This window comes from Leifsonia poae (genome assembly GCF_050632195.1).
Classification (GTDB): domain Bacteria; phylum Actinomycetota; class Actinomycetes; order Actinomycetales; family Microbacteriaceae; genus Leifsonia; species Leifsonia poae_C.
Genome location: NZ_CP192580.1, coordinates 3,483,673 through 3,503,996, shown reverse-complemented (window position 1 = coordinate 3,503,996; position 20,324 = coordinate 3,483,673). Strand labels below are relative to the sequence as shown.

General features: G+C 66.3%; 20 protein-coding genes. 13 read left to right on the top strand and 7 right to left on the bottom strand.

What is annotated here, in order from left to right; all coding sequences use genetic code 11:
* The first annotated feature begins 16 nt into the window (after positions 1-16).
* From ACQ86A_RS17635 to ACQ86A_RS17615, 5 genes are all read left to right on the top strand, one after another.
* Positions 17-700: an HXXEE domain-containing protein gene (locus ACQ86A_RS17635; RefSeq protein ID WP_431278229.1), complete on the top strand. Its 684-nt coding sequence runs from the start codon at positions 17-19 to the stop codon at positions 698-700.
* Entirely contained in the window at positions 697-1,656 is a 960-nt protein-coding gene (locus ACQ86A_RS17630; RefSeq protein WP_431278228.1) for an amidohydrolase family protein, read from the top strand. Before ACQ86A_RS17635 ends, ACQ86A_RS17630 begins: the two co-directional genes overlap by 4 nt.
* Positions 1,653-2,567 carry an NADP-dependent oxidoreductase gene (locus ACQ86A_RS17625; RefSeq protein ID WP_431278227.1) on the top strand — a complete coding sequence of 305 codons (915 nt, stop codon included), beginning with the start codon at positions 1,653-1,655 and terminating at the stop codon, positions 2,565-2,567. The genes ACQ86A_RS17630 and ACQ86A_RS17625 overlap by 4 nt, the downstream gene beginning before the upstream one ends.
* The gene (locus ACQ86A_RS17620) at positions 2,564-3,280 is read left to right on the top strand and encodes an HXXEE domain-containing protein (RefSeq protein WP_431278226.1); all 717 of its coding nucleotides are present in this window, start codon (positions 2,564-2,566) and stop codon (positions 3,278-3,280) included. The genes ACQ86A_RS17625 and ACQ86A_RS17620 overlap by 4 nt, the downstream gene beginning before the upstream one ends.
* 77 nt (positions 3,281-3,357) lie before the next feature.
* A complete protein-coding gene (locus ACQ86A_RS17615) occupies positions 3,358-3,663 on the top strand; it encodes an NIPSNAP family protein (RefSeq protein WP_431278225.1) in 306 nt (101 codons plus the stop codon).
* Between the two features lie 36 nt (positions 3,664-3,699).
* Here ACQ86A_RS17615 and ACQ86A_RS17610 read toward each other — a convergent pair whose 3' ends face one another.
* On the bottom strand, positions 3,700-5,286 hold the full coding sequence (locus tag ACQ86A_RS17610) for an SPFH domain-containing protein (RefSeq protein WP_431278224.1): 1,587 nt from the start codon (positions 5,284-5,286) through the stop codon (positions 3,700-3,702).
* A gap of 169 nt (positions 5,287-5,455) precedes the next feature.
* Between ACQ86A_RS17610 and ACQ86A_RS17605 the strand changes: the two genes are divergently transcribed.
* Positions 5,456-6,781: an alpha/beta hydrolase gene (locus tag ACQ86A_RS17605; RefSeq protein ID WP_431278223.1), complete on the top strand. Its 1,326-nt coding sequence runs from the start codon at positions 5,456-5,458 to the stop codon at positions 6,779-6,781.
* A gap of 53 nt (positions 6,782-6,834) precedes the next feature.
* Here ACQ86A_RS17605 and ACQ86A_RS17600 read toward each other — a convergent pair whose 3' ends face one another.
* Entirely contained in the window at positions 6,835-7,482 is a 648-nt protein-coding gene (locus ACQ86A_RS17600) for a dihydrofolate reductase family protein (RefSeq protein ID WP_431278222.1), read from the bottom strand.
* Positions 7,483-7,531: 49 nt separating this feature from the next.
* The gene (locus tag ACQ86A_RS17595) at positions 7,532-8,386 is read right to left on the bottom strand and encodes a helix-turn-helix transcriptional regulator (protein WP_431278221.1); all 855 of its coding nucleotides are present in this window, start codon (positions 8,384-8,386) and stop codon (positions 7,532-7,534) included.
* A gap of 85 nt (positions 8,387-8,471) precedes the next feature.
* On the opposite strand from ACQ86A_RS17595, the gene ACQ86A_RS17590 reads away from it, so the two are divergent.
* Positions 8,472-9,275 (top strand): SDR family NAD(P)-dependent oxidoreductase, encoded by an 804-nt coding sequence (locus tag ACQ86A_RS17590; protein ID WP_431278220.1) that lies wholly within the window; start codon positions 8,472-8,474, stop codon positions 9,273-9,275.
* Positions 9,276-9,335: 60 nt separating this feature from the next.
* On the opposite strand, the gene ACQ86A_RS17585 is transcribed toward ACQ86A_RS17590, so the two are convergent.
* Entirely contained in the window at positions 9,336-11,234 is a 1,899-nt protein-coding gene (locus tag ACQ86A_RS17585; protein ID WP_431278219.1) for a CDP-glycerol glycerophosphotransferase family protein, read from the bottom strand.
* A gap of 99 nt (positions 11,235-11,333) precedes the next feature.
* A complete protein-coding gene (locus ACQ86A_RS17580) occupies positions 11,334-11,975 on the bottom strand; it encodes a hypothetical protein (RefSeq protein WP_431278218.1) in 642 nt (213 codons plus the stop codon).
* A gap of 160 nt (positions 11,976-12,135) precedes the next feature.
* Here ACQ86A_RS17580 and ACQ86A_RS17575 point away from each other — a divergent pair, with 160 nt between their 5' ends.
* The 6 genes from ACQ86A_RS17575 (at position 12,136) to ACQ86A_RS17550 (ending at position 16,814) form a co-directional block, all read left to right on the top strand.
* A complete protein-coding gene (locus ACQ86A_RS17575; protein ID WP_431278217.1) occupies positions 12,136-12,675 on the top strand; it encodes a MarR family winged helix-turn-helix transcriptional regulator in 540 nt (179 codons plus the stop codon).
* Entirely contained in the window at positions 12,572-13,141 is a 570-nt protein-coding gene (locus ACQ86A_RS17570) for a YbhB/YbcL family Raf kinase inhibitor-like protein (RefSeq protein ID WP_431278216.1), read from the top strand. Before ACQ86A_RS17575 ends, ACQ86A_RS17570 begins: the two co-directional genes overlap by 104 nt.
* Positions 13,142-13,259: 118 nt before the next feature.
* Positions 13,260-14,549: an alpha/beta hydrolase gene (locus ACQ86A_RS17565; RefSeq protein ID WP_431278215.1), complete on the top strand. Its 1,290-nt coding sequence runs from the start codon at positions 13,260-13,262 to the stop codon at positions 14,547-14,549.
* A gap of 79 nt (positions 14,550-14,628) precedes the next feature.
* Positions 14,629-15,066: a hypothetical protein gene (locus tag ACQ86A_RS17560; protein ID WP_431278214.1), complete on the top strand. Its 438-nt coding sequence runs from the start codon at positions 14,629-14,631 to the stop codon at positions 15,064-15,066.
* 9 nt (positions 15,067-15,075) lie between these two features.
* Complete coding sequence (locus ACQ86A_RS17555) at positions 15,076-16,182, top strand: sensor histidine kinase (protein ID WP_431278213.1); 1,107 nt, start codon at positions 15,076-15,078, stop codon at positions 16,180-16,182.
* Positions 16,179-16,814 (top strand): response regulator transcription factor, encoded by a 636-nt coding sequence (locus ACQ86A_RS17550; protein WP_431278212.1) that lies wholly within the window; start codon positions 16,179-16,181, stop codon positions 16,812-16,814. Before ACQ86A_RS17555 ends, ACQ86A_RS17550 begins: the two co-directional genes overlap by 4 nt.
* Before the next feature lie 235 nt (positions 16,815-17,049).
* Here ACQ86A_RS17550 and ACQ86A_RS17545 read toward each other — a convergent pair whose 3' ends face one another.
* Together ACQ86A_RS17545 and ACQ86A_RS17540 are read right to left on the bottom strand one after the other, a co-directional pair.
* Positions 17,050-19,440, bottom strand: coding sequence for an ATP-binding cassette domain-containing protein (locus ACQ86A_RS17545; protein ID WP_431278211.1), 2,391 nt, complete (start codon positions 19,438-19,440; stop codon positions 17,050-17,052).
* A 33-nt stretch (positions 19,441-19,473) separates the two neighbouring features.
* Positions 19,474-20,271, bottom strand: a complete 798-nt coding sequence (locus ACQ86A_RS17540; protein ID WP_431278210.1) for a lysostaphin resistance A-like protein — start codon at positions 20,269-20,271, stop codon at positions 19,474-19,476.
* Positions 20,272-20,324: the final 53 nt, after the last annotated feature.

The window sequence follows — 20,324 nt, the reverse complement described above, 5'->3', positions numbered from 1 at the left end:
TGACTGGAGGGGTTCCATGAGCAAGTTTGGTGATTTCTATCGCAAAGAGTGGCCGCGCGTCGGGGCGGTCGCTGCAATGGCTCTCGGCGGCGCAAGCGTCCTAGTGGCCACCGGAAAGAAGTCGGACCTCAACTTGAGGGCGCTGTCGGCGATGAACTCGATGGCGATGTCCGCTCATCAATACGAGGAGTACGTCGACCCCGGCTATTTCCCCGGCATGGCCAATCGCACGATGTTCAAAAGCGACCAGCCGCGGAACTACCCCATGAACACCCAGGGGCTGATGTGCGCCAACGTCGGATTCTCGGTGTTCTACGCGCTCCCGGTTCTCTTCCCGAAAGTGAAATGGCTCACTCTTCCAGCGGCCGCGCTCGGGATCTTCCAAGCCGTCGGACACGGAATATTGATGCCTCGGCTCGCTCACAAGCGCTACAGCCCGGGCTTCCTGACGTCGTTCTTCCTACACGTTCCCATCGGCATCGCGACCATTCGCGCGGTGCACGCCAAGGGGCCGATCACGCGTGCGGACGTGGCCAAGTCGGCTGGCGCCCTCGGAGTGTTCCTCCTCGCGGGGGTCATCGCCCCGAACTACCTCGCCGCGGACAAGAAGTCCCCGTACGTCATCCCCGACAACCAGATGGGCGTCTACGACGTGCCATCGGAAGAAGAGGTTGATGCAGAGCCCGAGGACGCCGCATGAGGATCATCACTGTCGAGGAGCACTTCAGCGTTCCCGGAACCAGTGCGATGGAGAGTATGGGTTCCGCAGGCGGCTCGCTGAACGCCACCACTATGGACCCGTCACTCGTCGGCGGCGCGGACCAACTGGGAATGGCCGTCGACGATGCACGGGTTGCGGCGATGGATGCGGCCGGGATCGATCTCCAGGTGCTCTCATCTCCGGAAACCCGGGCGGACCACATCCGTGAGACGAACGACTACGCTCACGAAGCGACTCGGCGATACCCGGGACGGTTCGCCGGATTCGCAACGCTTCCTTGGACGGATCCGGAAGCCGCCGCAGTGGAGCTGAAGCGCTGCGTCGATGACCTCGGGTTCGTCGGCGCCTTCGTCACCAATCGCGTCGAGGACGAGTTCCTGGATGCGGAGAAGTTCGACCCCGTGCTGAAGACCGCGGTCGATCTGGGTGTGCCGATCAACATCCACCCCGGCCTGCCGCCGGAAGCGATCCGCACGGCGACCACTGCCAGGCTGTCCCCGATGGTCGGCGCCATCTTCTCCAGCTTCGGCTACGGATGGCACGTCGACACGGGCGTGCACGCTCTGCACCTGATCCTCTCGGGCGTGTTCGACCGCTATCCCGAGCTTCAGATCATCCTCGGCCACTGGGGAGAGCTGATCCCCTACTACCTGCCCCGACTGGAGGACAGGATGCCGCCGCGAGTGACAGAGCTCAACCGGCGCATCACCGACTACTTCGTCGACAATTTCCACATCTCGCCGAGCGGCATCTTCGACTACCGGGATCTGCAACTGTGCATCCAGATGATCGGGGTCGACCGCATCCTGTACGCCGTCGACTATCCGATCATGGGGTTGGAGGGCGCCCGCCCGTTTCTCGAGAACGCGCCGATATCGGACGCGGACAAGGAGAAGATCGCACACGAGAACGTCGAGAGGCTATTGAGATTGTGAGCAAGACAATGAAGGCAGCACGATTCCACGAGTACGGCGGTCCCCTGGTCATCGAGGATGTTCCGATTCCGGAACCCGGACCGGGACAAGTGCTCGTCAAAGTCGCAGGAAGTGCCAACAATCCCGCAGACGGCGCCGTTCGCGCCGGGGCACTTCAGGCCATGCTTCCGCTGGATCTTCCGCATACGCCGGGCGTGGAAGTCTCGGGCACGATCGAGTCGGTGGGCGACGGAGTGACGGACCTGGCGGCAGGTGACGCAGTCATCGCATTCCTGCCGATGAACGCTCCGGGTTCTGCGGCGGAGTATGTAGTCGGTTCCGCGGAGCTCTTCGCTGCGGCACCGACCGCGATTCCTTTGGCGGATGCTGCCGCGCTTCCAGCGACGGGGCTGACCGCGCAGCAGGCGCTCTTCGAGCACGGTGGCCTACAGAGCGGGCAGCGCGTTCTGATCAACGGTGCAGGCGGTGCCGTCGGCGGTTATGCCGTTCAGCTCGCTGTACTCGCCGGCGCCGAGGTCATCGCCACCGCCAGCCCAGCCAGCTTCGACAGGGTGAGCGCTTACGGGCCTGCCCAAGTCGTCGACCACACGGCGACTCCCCTTCGTGAGGCCATCGAGGGTGAGGTCGACCTCGTGTTCAACGTTGCCCCCACGCCGACAGACGTTCTCGTCGGGCTGGTGAAGCCCGGCGGCCGGATCGTCTCGGCAACCAGCCCGATCGAGCAGGACGCCGGCGCCGGAGTCACGGGCATTCGAATGGGAGTGCATGCCTCTGCCGAGCAGCTCGATGAGCTTGTACGAAAGGTCGACCTCGGCCAGCTCACGGTCTGGGTCGCGGACCGACGCCCACTCGAAGAGATCAATGACGTGCAAGCGGGCGGCACCAAGGGAAAGACAGTCCTCGTCCCATGACCAGGTTCATCCTGCGCCACTGGTACGACGTCGGCGGGGTGCTCGTCGTCCCGGTGCTCCTCGTCGCCTTCCTGGGCCACTGGCCGACGGTGCAGTTCATCCTGCTGCTGAACCTGGCCGTGATCTTCATCCACCAGTTCGAGGAGTACAGGTTCCCGGGCGGGGAGCCGTGGGTGCTCAACGAGGTGTTCTTGTCCAAGCCGGACCCGAACGTGCGCCCGGACACGCTGCCCACCAACGAGCTCTCCAGTATCTGGATCAACGGGACGGCGTGGATCCTCTACTTCGTCGCTGTGCTCTTCCCCGACCAGGTGTGGCTGGGCCTGGCACCGATCCTGATGGGTTTCCCCGCGCAGTTCGTCGTGCACGGTGTCATCACCACGCGCAAGCTCAAGTTCTTCTACAACCCCGGCCTCGGTGCGGTGGTGCTCGGCCACCTTCCCCTGGCCATCTGGTACATCGTCGCCGTGTATCAGGAGGGACTCATCCACTGGTGGGACTGGATCTTCGGCCTCCTGATCCTGGGCTTCTTCATGGGCTTCGTCATGCAGGTCGTCGGCTTCCGCGTCCTCGCTCCGCGTGGTGTCAAGAAGTGGCATTACACCGTGGCGGAGTACACGCGGTGGGACCGTGAGCGCCGTCTCCTCCGCGCCGGGATCACTCCCCGGCCCATCGGAACCGAAGGGCTCGTCGAGGCACCTGACCCGACCTGAGTCGGTCTCGTTCAAGCCGGGGTGTCGAACAGCTGACAGGATGACTACATCACCGGCCGACGAGAGAGAGACCCTTCGTGATCACCGTGCACCTCCGCTATGAGATCGACGACGCAAAGCTGGACGATTTCACTGAGTACGGGAAGCGCTGGATCCGGCTCGTTGAGAAGCTCGGTGGCACGCATCACGGGTACTTCATGCCGAGCGAGGGTGACAGTGACGAGGCCTTCGCGTTGTTCACGTTCCCGTCGCTCGCCGACTACGAGCAGTACCGCTTGGCGGCGGCCTCCGACCCCGAGTGCCAGGCGGCTTTCCAGTTCGCGCGCGACACGGGCTGCATCCGTCGTTACGAGCGACGCTTCCTCAGCCCCGTCTTCGAGTAGACCGCACTCCGCAATGTGTAGCGCGCCGATCCAGAGCTAGTCGGTGGGTGTCAGTGCGACGGTCGCTGCCCCCGCTGTCGGCGACGATTTCCTCGGGGCGGAGGTTTCCGCGACGCCGGTGCCGAAGCCTCGGCCGATCGCCTGTCCCTGGATGATGCCGGCGAGGTCGAGACCCGTGGCCGCATGAACGCTGTCGAAGACGGAGCGCAGTGCTTTGGCGTTGTCCGCGCCGACCAGACTCGAGGCGCCGTCTTCGCCGGAGCTCCCGATGATCGACACGTTGCCGATCGCTGAATAGCCCTTGGCGAACTCGGCCATGATCGAGGGCAGAACTTCGAGCACGCGCTGCGAGAGGAACGCGTCCTGGTTGGAGGCGATGGCTTTCGCTTCCGCCTCGAGTGCCGCGGCTCGGGCGTCACCTTCAGCACGGATGGCGTCGGCTTCGGCGTTGGCACGCAACCTTCGCGCCTCGGACTCAGCTTCGGCCTGCGCGCGAAGCGCGTTCGCTTCACCGTTTGCTTTCGCGATGGCGGCCGCAGACTCGCCGTCGGCGCGAGCCTTGTCGGCCTGCGCCTGCTGTTCGGCGATACGGGTGCGCGCCTCCGCCTGCTTGACCTGCTCGATCGCAGCGGCTTCGGCTGCCCGTTCGCGAGTGAAAAGTTCGGCCTGGGCTCGCGTCTCGGCCTCGTAGCGTTGGGCATCGGCGACACGCTTGACGTCCGCGTCGAGCTGGGCCTGCTTGTTCTCGGCCTGCTGCTGCAGCACAGCTTGTTCTGCTTGTGCGCGGGCGAGCGCCTCGGCCTGTTCAGCCTCGGCACGAGCGCGGCCGATCCCGGAGTCCGCGTTGGCCGTGTTCGTGTCGAGCGCGGTCTGCTCGATGAGGTTCGCTTCCTTGTTCGCGATGTTCTTCTGGTTGATCGCACGATCGGCATTGGTCTGGGATATCTCGGCAGCCTGACGCTTCGCCTGGATCTCGGGGGCTCCGAGCGACTGGATGTAGCCGACGTCGTCGGTGATTCCCTTGATCTGGAAAGAGTCCAGGATCAGGCCCTGTTCGGCCAGCTCCTGGGATACGTCGGAGGCGATCTGGTCGGAGAACTTCTTGCGCTCCCGCATGAGCTCGACGACCGAGAGGGTTGCGACGATGCCGCGGAGCGCACCCTCGAGCTGTTCGGTGGTGAACTGCTCGATTGCCGTGTCCTGGGATGCGAAGCGCTCGGCAGCCCGACGTACGTACAGCGGGTCGGAGCCGATCTTCACGATCGCGACACCATCGACGTTGAGAGTCACACTGTCGAGCGACTGAGCCTCGGCCTTGAGGGATACCTGTCGCGACCGCAGGGAGATGATTTCGTGGCGCTGGGTGATCGGGTTCACCAGCGACTTGCCGTTGACGATCACCGTCACCGGCGATTCGGCCAATTCCGAGCTGGTCGTGCCGTCAGCAGTCACGATCGCGCGCTGGATCTTCTGCTTGCGCCCGGAGATGACCAGCGCCTCGTCGGCTCGGGCGACCTTGACCCAGCTGCGCGCGAACAGCAGCAGTACCAACAAGAGCACGATCGCGATGACAACCGCGATGCCGATGATGACGAGAATGCCAACGAATCCGCTGACGTCCATGAATGACCTCCCAGGTTTCCCCCAAACGGGGGCGGTCTTGCATCCCCGCAACTTTGCAGGCGTGAACCCATATTGGCAGAAAGCCGGCAACTGGTGAATCTGACCGATATATCTACAGGTAAGATGACGCTATTCTATGTGTATATCGGCAATTAAGGGGTTCGCTGGGATGTGGGACGGCCTGCTCAACCTGGATGTGTTGGAGGGGCCGCTCATCACGATCGTCTTCGTGCTCGGCCTCGCGGGGCTGGTCGTCCTCCTGGCGCGCAGACCCGACAAGCGTCGTCTCCTCACCCTCGCAGTGGCTGTCGTGACCGGTGGTGCTGCTGCGATCACATTGTGGTTGATCTGCGTGCGGTGGTTGGACCTGTTCGGAGGGTCGCCGGGAATGGGCAGCTACTTATGGGTGGCTGCGACCTGTATCGCCGTCTCGGTAGCTGTCGTCTCGTTTCGTGGGGTGCGCTGGTGGCGCAAGGCTGTGGCATCCGGAGCGATCGTCGTCTTCCTGATGTGCGGCGTCTTGGGGGTGAACGCCGTTTTCGGCGTGAACCGCACCGTCGGCAATCTCGTGAACATCGTGGTCAGCAAGCCGATTCGTCTCGCGCCATTGACGTCGAACGGAGAAGCGGACCGACCGGATACACCCCTCTGGTCTCGCTGGAAACCGCCGGCGGGCATGCCGAAGCAGGGCACGACGGGAACGGTGACCATTCCGCCCACCGTCAGCGGATTCAGTGCGCGCGCGGCAGGGATCTACCTCCCACCGGCCGCCCGCACGTCGGATCCGCCTGTGTTGCCCGTCGTGGTGATGCTCATGGGCCAGCCCGGGAACCCCGACCCTGCGCCGATCGCATCGGTATTGAATCGGTTCGCGGAACAGCACGAGGGACTCGCCCCGATCGTAGTGGTGCCCGATCAACTGGGACCAGGCATCAACGACACGGGCTGCGTCGATTCCGACCGGTACGGGAAGGTCTACACCTACCTCACGCAGGATGTCACCGCGTGGATCACAGCCCATCTGAACGTGACGAAGGACCACCAATACTGGACGGTCGCCGGATACTCGAACGGCGGTCAGTGCGCTGTCTCGTTGGGGATCAAACGCCCCGATCTCTATCGCGTGATCATCGATGTCTCGGGAGAGGAGTTCCCCGGAGCCTCGAACCCGGCCTACGCCCTGAACGACTTGTTCAAGAACAGCCAATCAGCGTACGACGCAGAGAAGCCCATCAACCTGCTGGCGCAACGCGGTCCGCTGAACAGCACTGCGGTGTTCACCGCCAGCAAAGACGACACGCACTACATGCAGGTCGCTCAGAAACTGACTCAGGCGGCCAAGAACAGCGGTATGAATGCAGAACTGCGACTGCTTGATCACGCAGGTCATGGAGCCGACGCCCTTGAGGGAGGTCTCGGCGACGGCTTCGCGGTCGCTTATCCGCTTCTCGGTCTGTCGGCGCCCGGTCACCGGGCGTCCGGACCAAAGGGCTGAGTCGCCCAGGCGAGTGGTCGAGAAATCCGGAGTTGGGCCGCTGGGTGCGAGTCCTAGCGCGTGAAGGTGACGTGGATCGTGCCGCTCTCGGCCACTTCGGTCTTCACCGTGTGGGTGAGGTCGAGACCGGCCAGGTCGTCCCACACCCGTGTTCCCCGGCCGAGGACGATCGGGGCGATCATGAGGTGCAGCTCATCGACCAGGCCGGCGCGGAGGAAGTCGAGTGCGGTGCCGATCCCGCCGCCGACGCGCACATCCTGACCCTCCGCTGCCTCTGTAGCCTCGGCGAGCACGTCCTCGATGGGGGCACTGCGGAAGTGGAACGTCGTCCCTCCCTCCATCGGGATCGACGGACGCGGCGCCGTGTGGGTGAGGACGTACACCGGCGTACCGAATGGCGGGCGGTCGCCCCACCAGCCCTTCCACGCGGCGTCATCGGGGTGCGCGTGCAGGCCGAACATCGTCGCCCCCATGATCTCGGCGCCGACGCCCTCGAAGAATGCGGCGGCGTATGCGTCGTCGACCCCGGTCGTACCGTCGCCGCTCGTGTCGCCGAAGATGTTCTTGCGGAAGGTTCGGGTCGCAGTGTATGCCGCGGTGAGACGTCCCCAGTCCTCACCCATCGGATTGTCGGAGGAAGGATCGATCCCTGCGGTGTAGCCGTCGAGAGAGGCGAAGAGGTCGATGCGTACGCGGGTCATGTCAGGTCTCCTTCGGGGTGTTGCGGGAACGGATGGACGCCGGGCCACGTCACCGAGCCGCTGACGCGATGCTATCGGTGCCGAGCACGTTGAGCAGTGCGAGGGCCTCAGCGTCACGGGAACCCTGGGGCGCGGAGTAAAGCACCAGGTGCTGGTCCCGATCCGTGAGGGACATCGAGTCGCAGTCGACCGTGATGTCGCCGACGACCGGATGCCGGAAGGTCTTCGTGAGCACCGGGCTCGCCTCCACGTCGTGCCGTTCCCACAGTCGCGCGAACTCGGTACTGCTCTCGCGCAGCTCGTCGACCAGACCGACCACCGCGGGATCGGTGGGATAGCGCGCGAGTGTGGTGCGAAGCTGCATGACGACGGTCTGCCGGAACTCGGCGCCGTCGGAGATTCCGTAAGGAGGAGCATCCGGAACCGGTGGCGCGAGGAACGCCTTTCGCGCGAGGTTGCGTTGTTCGGGGGCCACCTTGCCGAAGTCTTCCATGAGAGCCGCTGCCAGGTCGTTCCACGCGAGCACCTCGAAGAGGGCAGAGGTCACGATCGCTGCTGTCCCCGGCAGCCTTTCTAGCAGCGCCAGGATGCTCGGACGCACCTCGCGCGAGTGGAGCCCGTTCTGGATCGGCGCCGTGCCCGCGAGGAGGTGCAGGTGGGCGGACTCCGCATCCGTCAGTCGGAGCGCTCCCGAGATGCCCGCGAGAACTTCGCTGGACGGCCGCGGCGCCCTGCCCTGCTCGAGCCGCACGTAGTACTCGGTGGAGATGTGTGCCAGCACCGCGATCTCTTCGCGACGCAGCCCAGGTGTGCGGCGCCGAGAGCCTGACGGGAGACCGACGTCCTCCGGCCGGAGGCGCTCACGTCGACTGCGAAGAAACGTTCCGAGCTCCTGCTTGTCCATACCCCCAGTCTGCGCTCACCCCGACTCCGCAGCCTGGTACCGTCTGTGCCTGAATCAGGATGCGGGTCGCGACGACACTGACTGCATGACCAACACCACAGACTCCACACGAATCGATCCCACTCCCATCGGCCTGCTCGGCGGCAAGGTCGTGCTCATCACCGGCGCCAGCCGCGGCATCGGTGCGGCGGCGGCCCGTCTCTTCGCGCGGGAGGGCGCATCCGTCGTGCTCGCCGCCCGCAGCGCGGAAGCACTCGACCGCCTCGTCGCCGATGTTCGCGCCGATGGCGGCGTCGCCGACGCGGTCGGTCTCGACCTCGCCGACAGGGCGAGCATCCGTGCCGCCGTCGCTCGGGTCGAAGACCTTCATGGCCGGCTCGATGGCGCGTTCAACAACGGTGCAGCGATCCAGCATCCGGGGCCGCTCGACACGACGTCCGACGACGATATCGATGAGCAGTTCGCCGTGAACTTCCGGGGCCACTGGACCGCGATGGCCGCTGAAGCCGCACTCATGCGGCGCAACGGGGCCGGCTCCGGCTCGATCGTCAACACCTCGAGCATCGGAAGCCGTCGGGCGAATCCCGCTCTGCCCGCCTACGGTGCCATGAAGCGTGCTCTCAACAGCATCACCGAGACCGCTGCGGTGAGCTGGGCCCGCGACGGTATCCGCGTGAACGGCATCACGCCCGGCGGCACTGCCACCGAGATGATCGACGCCTGGGAGGCTGCGACCCCCGGTGTCATCGAACGGATGAAGAGCACGATTCCGCTCGGGCGGATGGCCGAACCGCGCGAGATCGCGGAGGTCGCCGCCTGGCTGCTCAGCGATCGCGCCTCGTACGTGACCGGAGCGATGATCCCCGTCGACGGGGGTGCCGGAGCCTGAGGGTTCCACTCCGCGTCGATCGTCGACTTCTCCGGATCCTGAGAGGACGCGGTGTCCGTCTCACCAAGCTCCGGCTACATCGGCCGCGGTGACGAACGCCGTCGACTCCGCGTATTCCCCGAGCTCGCGCGCGTTCGCCTCGCGCAGCTCGGGGGTCGGCGAGACGAGGGCGTCGTAGTCCCGATAGGTCGCGAAAACCGAGGAGAGCTCGCGGGCGCGCTTGTGGTTGCCTGAGGCGAGGGCGCGGGACCGTGCGGCCGCCAGGTCGCCGTGCAGCCAGATCATGCGCCGCGCATCCGGAGCGTGCAGCATCAGGCGGGACCACAGTCGGCCCTGGCCCTGGAAGTCGACAACGATGTCGAAGGTGCTCATCCCGAAGCAGCGCGTCCACTCGTCGTCCCAGAGCCGGCGGCGTCGTTCGGTCGCGCCGGAGGTCGTCGTGGCCCTGTCGCCGCGGCGGTGCAGAAGCTGCGAGAACTGCGAGCCGTTGAAGCTGCCCACGCGGGCGAACTGCCGAACGGCGGGATGGATGCGCGCCTGCTGCTCCAACACGGCCTTTCGTCGCGTGTACGGGAAGACGACGGAGACATCGAAGCGGGTGTGGTCGATGGTGTCGAGCAGGGCGACGGCGGCATCGGTGATTGCGCCCGGGCGCATCCCGCCGACGTGGAGGAGCATGGTCTGTCGCTCACTGCCCCGGATCGGCTCGACCGAGTATCCGTCGGGTCGGCCGCGGAACACGATGTCGATGACGCGGGTCGTCGCCCCGCCGTCGTCTTTCGCCGCGGTCCGCAGTCGCATGGTCTCGTAGCGCGCGGCGACGTCTTCGGACACGCCTGAAGCGATGATCTCGTTCAGTTCGGCAGCGAGTTCCTCCACCGACTTGGTCACCGGGCCGGGCCACTCGCCGGGTTCGAGGTAGAGACCGCGGTATCCGGCGTAATCGTCGATGTCGGGCGTCAAGAACGCGATCGGCCTGCCGGTGGCGAGGAAGTCGAAGAAGATGCTCGAGTAGTCGGTGACGAGGATGTCGGTCGCGGCAAGAACGGAGTTGGTGGGGATCTCGTTCGGGATCAGGCGTCCGGCGAACTCGGGTCGCCCGGCGGCGTACTTGTGCACGATCTGGTGCGTCTTCAGCAGGACCACGTAGCGGCTGGGATCGAGGCGTTCCTCTAATTCTCTGACGCGCGCGAGGAGCAACTCGGCGTCGTCGTGCGGATCGCCGAACGACTCACCCTTCCAGGTGGGGGCGTAGAGCACGACCTTCCTCCCGCCGAGGCGGAGGCCCACGTCTTCGAGGCGCGCACGAATCGCCTGAACGTGGTCCGCATCAGCGAACTGGTGGTCGACGCGCGGGTAGCCCTCATCGATCACCCGCCCTCGATAGATGTCGTGCAGCAGGTGCGCCTCCTCATAGAGGCGCTCGGTCATGTACGGACTCGTCGTGAGCAGAAAGTCGGCGGCGAGGAAGTTGCGGATGACGTTGGCGACTCGAGCCGCGGCGTCACCGATGTCGTAGCCCATCCGCTTCAGCGGCGTGCCGTGCCACGTGTTGAGATACGTCTGCCCGTCGCGCTTGCTGAACTCGACGGGGAAAGTCGCGTTGTTGACGAGGTATCCGCTGGTCGCGAGCGCGCGGTAGTACCCACTGGTTCCAGGATGCACGAAGCGAACGTTCCGCTCGCGCGCGAACTCGGCCACGAACGAGGCATTGTCGTCAGAGTCCGAGAGCACCCACACGTGGTTGAGCCCGGCGAACTCGGGGTCGGCGCGCAGCCTACGGAAGAGGGCCTCAGGGTTGCAGAGCGCCCCGTTACCCGCGAACGATTCGTAAAGTACCTGGTTCGGATTCACAGGCCGCGAACGCCAGAACGCGTAGACCTCGAGCCGGCGAGCTCGCGGGACTTTCCACCACGAATCGCGCACACGGGAGGAGAGTCGACGCGCACCTGAGAGCATCCAAAGAAAATACCAGTATTTACCTTCTGTTAACTTTCACCGCACTGGTCTGACGCATCACGAATCTGGCGCGATCTGGTTGCTCTTTCGCTCGCCCGGTCACCGCCGCCGCCGTGACAGCAACGAGAACGCTGCCGCCGTCGTCGTCCCGTAGACGAGGTGGGCGAGCAGATCCTTTCCGAGGGTCTTCGAGTCGTACTCCGTGATGCGCTTGTACAGGTGCATGGGCGGCAGGATCACGTATCCGGAGAGCCACATCGCTGCGCCGAAGAGGGGGCCGTATGCGATCTTCGGCCGTCTGAGCGACCCGGCGACGACCCCGTATGCGACCGCCCCGGAGAGCGCATACGCCCAGTGGGCGACGTTGTTGAAGCCGGCGGCGCGGGAGTTGGGGAGCTCTGTCTCGAAGAGGCCGTCGACGAGTCGGCGGCCGACCTGCGCCGGTGCGGGAGCGTTGTCCCAGCCTGTCACGTCGGCCGAGAACTCCCAGTCCGGGAACGGCTCGGTGCCCTTGCCCCTCCGGTACTGCAGGTAGAGCCAGAGGTCGAAAGCCATCGTTCCTACGACTCCGGCAGCGGCGCCGCGAACGATGGCGCCGACGGGAGTGGTCCTCGACGAGCTCGCGGGCCTGGCCTTGGTCGCGAGGCCGAAGACGACGATGCCGGCGGTGGCACCTGATGCGGCGGCCGTCAGCGCGCGCCGCATCCCGCGACCCGACGCGGCGGTGGAATCTGCAGACATACGTTCCTCCCTCATCCGGGATCAGGATGCGCCTCGCGACAGGTTCTCGGGACTTGCTCCGAGGGTAATCGCGTCGGACAGCGACCGCGACACCCCGCCCGACAAAAATGCTATGGTTGCCTTAGTAATTTACGAAGGTCTACTAAGCATTGGAGATGTCGTGCCCGAAGATATCGACGACGTCGGAGCCGAGCTCCGCCGTGCGGTCACGCGTCTCTATAGCCGATTCCTCTCGGAGCGCCTCGACGGCGAGGTCACGGATGCCGCCCTGTTCGTGCTCATCCATCTCGATAAGCAGGACAGGATGAGCCTCACCGATCTCGCCGAAGCGGCGCGGGTCACCCTCGGCTCGATGAGCCAGACGGTCCGGCGGATCGAGGACCTCCACTACGTGACGAAGACCCGCGGCACCGAGGATCGGCGCAAGGTCGCCTTTACGCTGACGGATGCGGGCAGGGCCGCGGTCGCGGCATCCCGTCGCCACCGCCGTGACTGGTTGAACGGCCGGCTCGCGGAGCTCAGCGCCACCGAACGCGACGACATCGCGCGCGTCGCCCCCTTCTTCTCCGCATCGCCAATTCCTGAACTGGAGCACCATGCACCCCGTCGAAGTCCTCTTGATCCCCCTCGGCAAAGCATTCCGCAACCGCCGCGCGGACGAGACCGCGAGCATCTCCCGCGCTTCCGAGCTCGCAACTGACACCCACTTCGAGCTACGCTCGCCGAGCTTCAACGACGGCGAGGAGATCCCCGCTAAGCACTGCAGCGTGTTCATCGGCGACGACATCTCGCCGGGTCTGACCTGGGGCGTACTTCCCGACGGCACAGCCGACCTCGTGCTCCTCATGGAGGACATCGACAGTCCGGGCGCCATGCCGCGCATCCACGCGCTGGCCGCATTCGCCCCGACCGGTGACGGCCTGCCAGAAGGAGCACTGACTCCGGATACGCCGGGCATGCGTTTCGCACCCGGCCGTCGCGGCCCGCGCAAGTACGCGGGGCCAAGGCCGCTGCCAGGGCATGGTCCGCACCGCTACCGCTTCCACCTCTACGCCCTCGACAGCCGGGTCGATCTCGCCGCAGTCACCGAGCCGGCGCTTCTGCCGTCGGCGCTCGAGGGCCACGTGCTGGCATCCGGAACCCTGATGGGCTCCAGGACGACTTGACCCGTGGTGAGGAACGCTCGGCCGTCCGATTCGTGAGAGGTCATTGCCGAACCGGCCGCACAGGACGCATGCTCTCAGCACCCCCGAATTAATTTCGGGGCTGTGGGGAGGGCACAGGATGTGGTCCAACTGGCACCGCCGACTGGCCTGGCTGCTCGCTGCGATCACCGTGGTCGTCGCCGTGCTGGTGGCACCCGCAGCGGGGCCGGAGCACATAGCCACCGTCGCCGAAACCGTGCGGCGGATGAACGACGCCGACCGGATCGCCTTCCTCATGAGGCACCCCACGCTGGCGGTGCAGTACGGAAACACGAATCCTGAAGACACGGCGAGAACGTGGAAACGAACGAGCGTGCAAGACCGCGCTCTGCTGGAGCGTCTACTGCCTCAATACGTCGGCAACCTCGACGGCATCCCATACTCCACGAGAGACCGGGCCAACCGCGCAGTTCTGGCTGCCGAGATCACGACGGCCACGAAGCGACTCGCTACCAACCCGGCCGACGCATCCCAGCAACGGATGCTGCACGCGCTCAAAGCGATCGTGGCGACATTGGGTGGACACCACAGCCCCAGACGGTACCTGATCACGCTCACGCCCGAGCGGCCGCCCCTCGCCGCGATCGCGATCGGCAATCTGGACACCGCCGATCAGATCACTTTCGCCGTGCCCGGGATGGGGACGTACACCGATGACATGCAGCTGTGGACCCAGTCGGCCCAGAACATCTACGACGCACAGGGGCGGGTCGGGGCGCCGAAAGCACGAGCGGTCGTCTCCTGGATCGGATACGTCACTCCACCGCCCGGCATCGATGCGACGCTCGGAGAGTTCGCGGCGAAAGGCGCACTTCGCCTCGCGTCGGACCTGCTCGGGGTCACCGCCGCTCGCGCGAAGCGGCCGCCCGATGCGGTCAGCGTCATCGCGCACTCATACGGCACAACGACGGCGGCCGACGCGCTCGCCGACAACCCCTCACTGAACATCTATGCGTTCGTGATGCTCGGCTCGGCCGGTGTGGAGAACAGGATCGCCACCGCATCCGACCTCCACACCCGCTACGTCTACGCGGGCGAGGCCGCGGCCGATCCGGAGGCCCGGTATGGACGGTTGACTCGTCGCGACCCCCGCTCGCCCGGCTTCGGCGCGATCCTGCTCTCCGTGGACGGCGACCCCGCATCCGGCCTCCTCGCCGTCACCGGCCACGAGCCGATTCTGCACTCGGCCTGGAACGACGACCCGCTCTCCTCCGCCTGGTCGGGCATCAAGGACGAGCAGCTCTTCGTCGAAGCGTTCGAAGCCCACTTCACCCGCTACGGCTACCTCGACAACGGCACCGAGTCCCTCCTGAACGCCGCGACCGTGACCACCCCACACGCGACGAGGAAACTCGACGCGCGGCATTGATCGCCGGGTCCACCGAACGATGACGCACTCGGGCCGATCGGTGGATACGGTCGCCGGCGCCGAACGCGACGCTGGAGTCATGACAGAAACAGCCGCTCCTTCATCCATCCGTCCCGCTGCCGGCGCACTGCGTCGGGCGGCATTTCGCCCGATCCTCATCCTGTTGACCGGCTTCCTGGTGGTGAGCCTCGCGATGGAAGCGGTGCTGATCGTACAGAGCGCGACCGGCACCGATGTCGACATCGCGATCTGGATCCGGTGCTCCCTCGTGCTCGGGAGCTCGATCATCCTGCTCTGGATCGCCGTCTCCGCCGCCCGCGGATCGCGCCCTGCGCTGGTGCGCCTGCGGATCATCAGCCCGATCGTCGTCGTGGCGGTCGTCGTCATCGTGTTGATCCCCGGGTTCCTGCCCGACTGGGTTCGCGTCGAGCAGGCGATCTGCGGTGCGCTCGTGCTGCCCGTGGCGATCCTGGCCAACCTGCCCCAGATGCGAGCCCACTTCCCGAAGGACGCGTAGGGTCGGCATATGGTCGATCCGCGCTGGCGGACCGTGCTCACGGTCACGCCATACCTGGTGCTCGGGCTGCTGGCGGCCTTCGCCCTCGGCGTCGGCTGGGGTGCGTGGGAGCGGGTCATCCCGGAACTGATCCTCTGCGCGGGATACGCCCTTCTGGTGATGCTGTTCCGCGATCTTCAGCCGCCCTGGACCACACGACCCTCCGCGATCGCCGTGTTCTTGACGGGCATCATCGTGATCAATTTCGCGCTCGTCATGCTCGACAGCTGGTTCGCGTTTCTCACGATCGCCACATTCTCGATCGCGTATTCGATCGCCGAATGGCCGTGGGAACTCCTTCCCGTCGGAGCCACAGCCGTGGTCGCCGGTCTCGCGCAGGCTTCGAGCCTCGGCCTCGACGTCGTGGGTGCGGCGGGCAGAGTGCTGGTCGTGGCCCTCAACGTCATCATCATGTGCGGCCTCTCGTGGGCACTCCGGTTGATGCGGGTGCAACAGGCGCGCGCGGCCACCGAGGCCGAGCGTGCCCGCCTCGCACGCGAGATCCACGACACGTTGGCGCAGGGATTCGCGGGAATCGTGACCCAGCTGCAGGCCGCCGAGCAGGCTCAGGATGAAGCGGCTCGCGACCGCCACACCGGCGCTGCTCTGTCCCTGGCCCGGGAGGGACTCGGCGAGGCCCGGCGTTCGGTGCAAGCCCTCCGCCCGGCCGCCCTCGAGACCGCGGCTCTGCCCGAGGCCATCGCAGAAGCCGCGCGGCGGTGGTCGAGCCGCACGGGCATCCCTGTCGATGTGCGCACGATCGATGCAGCCCGAGCATTGCCGACGGATGCGGAGGTCGCGCTGCTGCGCACAGCGCAGGAGGCGCTGGCAAACGTCGAACGCCACGCGGATGCACACCACGTCACGCTGACCCTCCGCCACGATGGACGCGCGACACGCCTCGACGTCTGCGACGACGGTCGCGGTTTCGATCCCTCGTCACCCGGCGCCGACTCTGTCAGCGGCGGCTACGGGCTCATCGCCATGCGCGAACGCCTCGCCGCGCTCGCCGGAGACTTGATCATCGAGTCCAGCCCGGGGAAGGGCACGGCGGTGCGGGCGGAGGTGCCCGGGTGAGCCCCCTGCGCCTGCTCGTCGTCGACGATCATCCGGTCGTCCGCGATGGGATCGTCGGCATGGTCTCGTCCGATGCGGAGATCGAGGTCGTGGGCGAGGCGTCGGATGGCACTGAGGCCGTGCGACTCGCCCGAGTGCTCGAACCGGACGTCGTGCTGATGGACCTCAGGATGCCGGGCACCGACGGCGTGAGCGCGATCCGCGAACTCGCCCGCCTCGGCCTCACCGCCCGGGTCGTCGTGCTGACCACGTACGACTCGGACGCCGATGTGCTCCCGGCGATCGAGGCGGGCGCGACCGGCTACCTCCTCAAGGATGCGCCACGGGACGAACTCGTGCGCGCGGTCCATGCCGCGGCGAAGGGCCACGCCGCGCTCGCTCCGTCGGTGGCCTCCCGACTCGTCGACCGGGTGCGCACGCCGGAGGCGAGCCTGCTCAGCGCCCGGGAACTCCAGGTTCTCGCACTCGTGGCGGACGGAGCGACGAACCGCGAGGCGGGCGTGCGCCTCCACCTGAGCGAGGCGACGATCAAGACCCACCTGCTCAGCATCTACGCGAAGCTCGGCGTCGGTGACAGAGCGGCAGCGGTCGCCGAGGGCTTCCGCCGCGGCCTGCTGAGCGCTTCGCGCTAGCCGCGCCGCCCGCTTCGCGCCGGCCGTTTCGCGCGCCGCTGCGCCGGCCTGGGCCGCCACCGAGTGGCGGCGAATCGACCTTCCGGGACCTCGGGAAGGTCGATCTGCCGCAACTCGGCGGTCACGCTCGCTGAGTCGCGCCGAGCGCACCTTCCCACGGTATGGGAACCTGCGCACGACGCGACTCACGGCGGGTGGCGAGGCAGCGAGACCCCGGGGCAGGCGTCGGCGCCGCTCAGGCGCCGACGTAGGCGGCGAGGTGCTGGCCGGTGAGCGTCGAGCGCGACTCGACCAGGTCGGCGGGCGTCCCCTCGAAGACGATCAACCCGCCGTCGTGGCCGGCGCCCGGGCCGAGGTCGATGATCCAGTCCGCGTGGGCCATCACCGCCTGGTGGTGTTCGATGACGATGACCGACTTTCCGGATGCGACGAGCCGATCGAGCAGGCCGAGAAGGTTCTCGACGTCGGCGAGGTGCAACCCGGTGGTCGGCTCGTCGAGGATGTAGATCCCGCCCTTCTCAGCGAGGTGCGTGGCGAGCTTGAGACGCTGCCGTTCGCCGCCCGAGAGGGTCGTGAGCGGCTGGCCGAGGCTCACGTAGCCGAGTCCCACATCCGCGAGACGTTTCAGGATGGCGTGCGCGGCCGGGATGTGCGCCTCACCTGACGCGAAGAACGTCTCCGCCTCGTCCACCGACATCGCCAGCACTTCGCTGATGTCGCGGCCGCCGAGGTGGTAGTCGAGAACCGAAGCGTCGAACCTCTTGCCGCCGCAGACCTCGCAGGGGGTGGATGCGGTCGCCATCATCCCGAGATCGGTGAAGATCACGCCGGCGCCGTTGCAGTTGGGGCACGCGCCCTCCGAGTTGGCGCTGAACAGGGCCGGCTTGACGCCGTTGGCCTTGGCGAAGGCCTTGCGGATGGGCTCGAGGAGTCCGGTGTACGTCGCCGGGTTGCTGCGCCGCGAGCCGCGGATGGCGCCCTGGTCCACCGAGACGACGCCCGCGTCGTCGGGGATGGAACCGTTCACGAGCGAGCTCTTGCCCGAGCCCGCGACGCCCGTGATCACCACGAGCACGCCGAGGGGGATGTCGACGTCGACGTCCCGCAAGTTGTGGGCCGTCGCCCCGCGGATCTCCAGTTTGCCGGTGGGGGTGCGCACAGCATCCTTGACCCGAGCCCGATCGTCGAGGTGGCGACCTGTCAGGGTCCCGCTGGCGCGCAGCCCCTCGACGGTGCCCTCGAAGCAGACGGTGCCCCCGGACGCGCCGGCGCCGGGGCCGAGGTCTACGACGTGGTCCGCGATCGCGATCGCTTCCGGCTTGTGCTCGACGACCAGCACCGTATTGCCCTTGTCGCGCAGCTGGAGCAACAGCTTGTTCATGCGTTCGATGTCGTGCGGATGCAGTCCGATCGTCGGTTCGTCGAAGACATACGTGATGTCGGTGAGCGAGGAGCCAAGGTGACGGATCATCTTGGTGCGCTGAGCCTCGCCACCCGAGAGCGTGCCCGCGGGCCGGTCGAGTGAGAGATAGCCGAGACCGATCTCCACGAAGGAGTCGAGGGTCTCGCGCAGGGCATCCAGCAACGGTGCGATCGTCGGCTCGTGGAGGCCGCGGACCCACTCGGCCAGGTCGCTGATCTGCATCGCGCAGGCGTCGGCGATGTTGATGCCGGCGATCCGCGACGAGCGTGCGCCCTCGTTCAGGCGGGTTCCACCGCAGTCGGGGCAGGTCGTGAAGGTGACCGCTCTGTCGACGAAGGCCCGGATGTGCGGCTGCATCGCCTCGCGGTCTTTCGAGAGGAACGACTTCTGGACCTTGGGGATGAGGCCCTCGTAGGTCATGTTGATGTCGCCGATCTTCACCTTGACCGGTTCGTGGTGAAGGAAGTCGTTCAGTTCTTTCTCGGTGTAGTCGCGGATCGGCTTGTCTGCGTCGACGAATCCCGATCCGGTGAAGATGCGCACGCCCCAGCCGTCTGCCGTATAGCCGGGGATGGTCAGGGCACCCTGGTTCAGCGACTTGGAGTCGTCGTAGAGCTGGCTCAGATCGATGTCGTTGACCTTGCCCATGCCCTCGCAGCGCGGACACATGCCGCCGGTGACGGTGAAGCTGCGCCGCTCCTTGACGGTCTGCCCAGCTCGCTCGACGCTGATCGCTCCCGCCCCGGTGACGGAGGGCACGTTGAACGCGAACGCCTGCGGCGACCCGATCTGCGGCTGTCCGAGGCGGCTGAACACGATGCGCAGCATGGCGTTCGCATCGGTCGCGGTGCCGACGGTGGAGCGGGCGTTGGCGCCCATCCTCTCCTGGTCGACGATGATCGCCGTAGTCAGACCCTCCAGCACGTCGACGTCGGGGCGGGCGAGGTTCGGCATGAAGCCCTGCACGAATGCGCTGTACGTCTCGTTGATCATCCGCTGCGACTCGGCGGCGATCGTGCCGAACACCAGCGAGCTTTTGCCGGAGCCGGAGACTCCAGTGAACACCGTGAGCCTGCGCTTCGGGAGCTCGAGACTGACGTCCTTCAGGTTGTTCTCCCGGGCGCCCTGCACCCGGATGACATCATGGCTGTCGCCGACGTGCGGCGCGGTCGAGTGAGTATCCGTGTTCGTGGCTGTGGTCACCTGACAAATCGTGCCATGCCCCACCGACGATACCTAGTGCGCGAGGTTGCTCACGAGCACGAAGGTGAACGTCGACCAGTCGTTCAGGATGTGCGCCCCGCTCGACACCCACAGATTCTTCGTGCGGATGAACGCGAGCGTCAGCACGAGGCGGGCGACACCGATGATGATGAAGGCCTGGGCGACGTTCCAGTCGTAGGTGGGCAGGTGGGCGGCGCCGAACCAGACGGCCGAGATCAGCCAGGCCAGGATGATCGCGGTCTTGCGGGAGAACTTGGCCTTCGCGAAGAAGAAGTACATCAGGGCCAGGAATGGAAGGATCGTGAAGACCTCCTCGCCGACCAGCTGGATGCCGGTGCCGATGTAGAAGGCGATCGCATCCGGAACACCGTCCTTGCCGAGTGTGTTCGCTGCCGCGTTTCCGGCGACGGGGAAGAACGCCTTGACGATCACGCCGGCGAGGGACGTCACCACGAAGTTGAGGCCCCAGAAGAAGAACATGTTCAGCACGTCCCAGCCGGTGACCTTGCGGAAGATCGCCTTCCAGTACCGCCCTGCGACGAGGATCAGCACCGCGAGCGGGATCGCCAGGAAAAGGAACCGGGGGATGAGGGCCAGGATGTTCCCGGGCGTCGGGATGAACATGAGGGCCAGCAGCCCGGCAAGGCACGCAGCCCAGACAGCCACCCACTGCCACACACCGATCGTCACCGGCACGCCGTTGTAATACGGGAAGTCGACGCCGTCGCGGCGCTCCAGCTGGCGCCCGAACCGGTCCTTGTCGGCGATGGGTCGGATGGATGTGGTGGTCGGTGCGATCGCCTCGCTCATGGCGGGTCCCCTCGGTCGGTGCGGCTATTCCCTAGCCAACCTAGGGAATTCGG

Coding starts and splice junctions, on each gene's coding strand:
- ACQ86A_RS17600 (WP_431278222.1), bottom strand. CDS start 7,482: ATGACCCGCGTACGCATCGACCTCTTCGCCTCTCTCGACGGCTACACC.
- ACQ86A_RS17570 (WP_431278216.1), top strand. CDS start 12,572: ATGCACCCCGTCGAAGTCCTCTTGATCCCCCTCGGCAAAGCATTCCGC.
- ACQ86A_RS17610 (WP_431278224.1), bottom strand. CDS start 5,286: ATGGACGTCAGCGGATTCGTTGGCATTCTCGTCATCATCGGCATCGCG.
- ACQ86A_RS17605 (WP_431278223.1), top strand. CDS start 5,456: ATGTGGGACGGCCTGCTCAACCTGGATGTGTTGGAGGGGCCGCTCATC.
- ACQ86A_RS17590 (WP_431278220.1), top strand. CDS start 8,472: ATGACCAACACCACAGACTCCACACGAATCGATCCCACTCCCATCGGC.
- ACQ86A_RS17635 (WP_431278229.1), top strand. CDS start 17: ATGAGCAAGTTTGGTGATTTCTATCGCAAAGAGTGGCCGCGCGTCGGG.
- ACQ86A_RS17620 (WP_431278226.1), top strand. CDS start 2,564: ATGACCAGGTTCATCCTGCGCCACTGGTACGACGTCGGCGGGGTGCTC.
- ACQ86A_RS17560 (WP_431278214.1), top strand. CDS start 14,629: ATGACAGAAACAGCCGCTCCTTCATCCATCCGTCCCGCTGCCGGCGCA.
- ACQ86A_RS17580 (WP_431278218.1), bottom strand. CDS start 11,975: ATGTCTGCAGATTCCACCGCCGCGTCGGGTCGCGGGATGCGGCGCGCG.
- ACQ86A_RS17585 (WP_431278219.1), bottom strand. CDS start 11,234: ATGCTCTCAGGTGCGCGTCGACTCTCCTCCCGTGTGCGCGATTCGTGG.
- ACQ86A_RS17595 (WP_431278221.1), bottom strand. CDS start 8,386: ATGGACAAGCAGGAGCTCGGAACGTTTCTTCGCAGTCGACGTGAGCGC.
- ACQ86A_RS17540 (WP_431278210.1), bottom strand. CDS start 20,271: ATGAGCGAGGCGATCGCACCGACCACCACATCCATCCGACCCATCGCC.
- ACQ86A_RS17555 (WP_431278213.1), top strand. CDS start 15,076: ATGGTCGATCCGCGCTGGCGGACCGTGCTCACGGTCACGCCATACCTG.
- ACQ86A_RS17565 (WP_431278215.1), top strand. CDS start 13,260: ATGTGGTCCAACTGGCACCGCCGACTGGCCTGGCTGCTCGCTGCGATC.
- ACQ86A_RS17630 (WP_431278228.1), top strand. CDS start 697: ATGAGGATCATCACTGTCGAGGAGCACTTCAGCGTTCCCGGAACCAGT.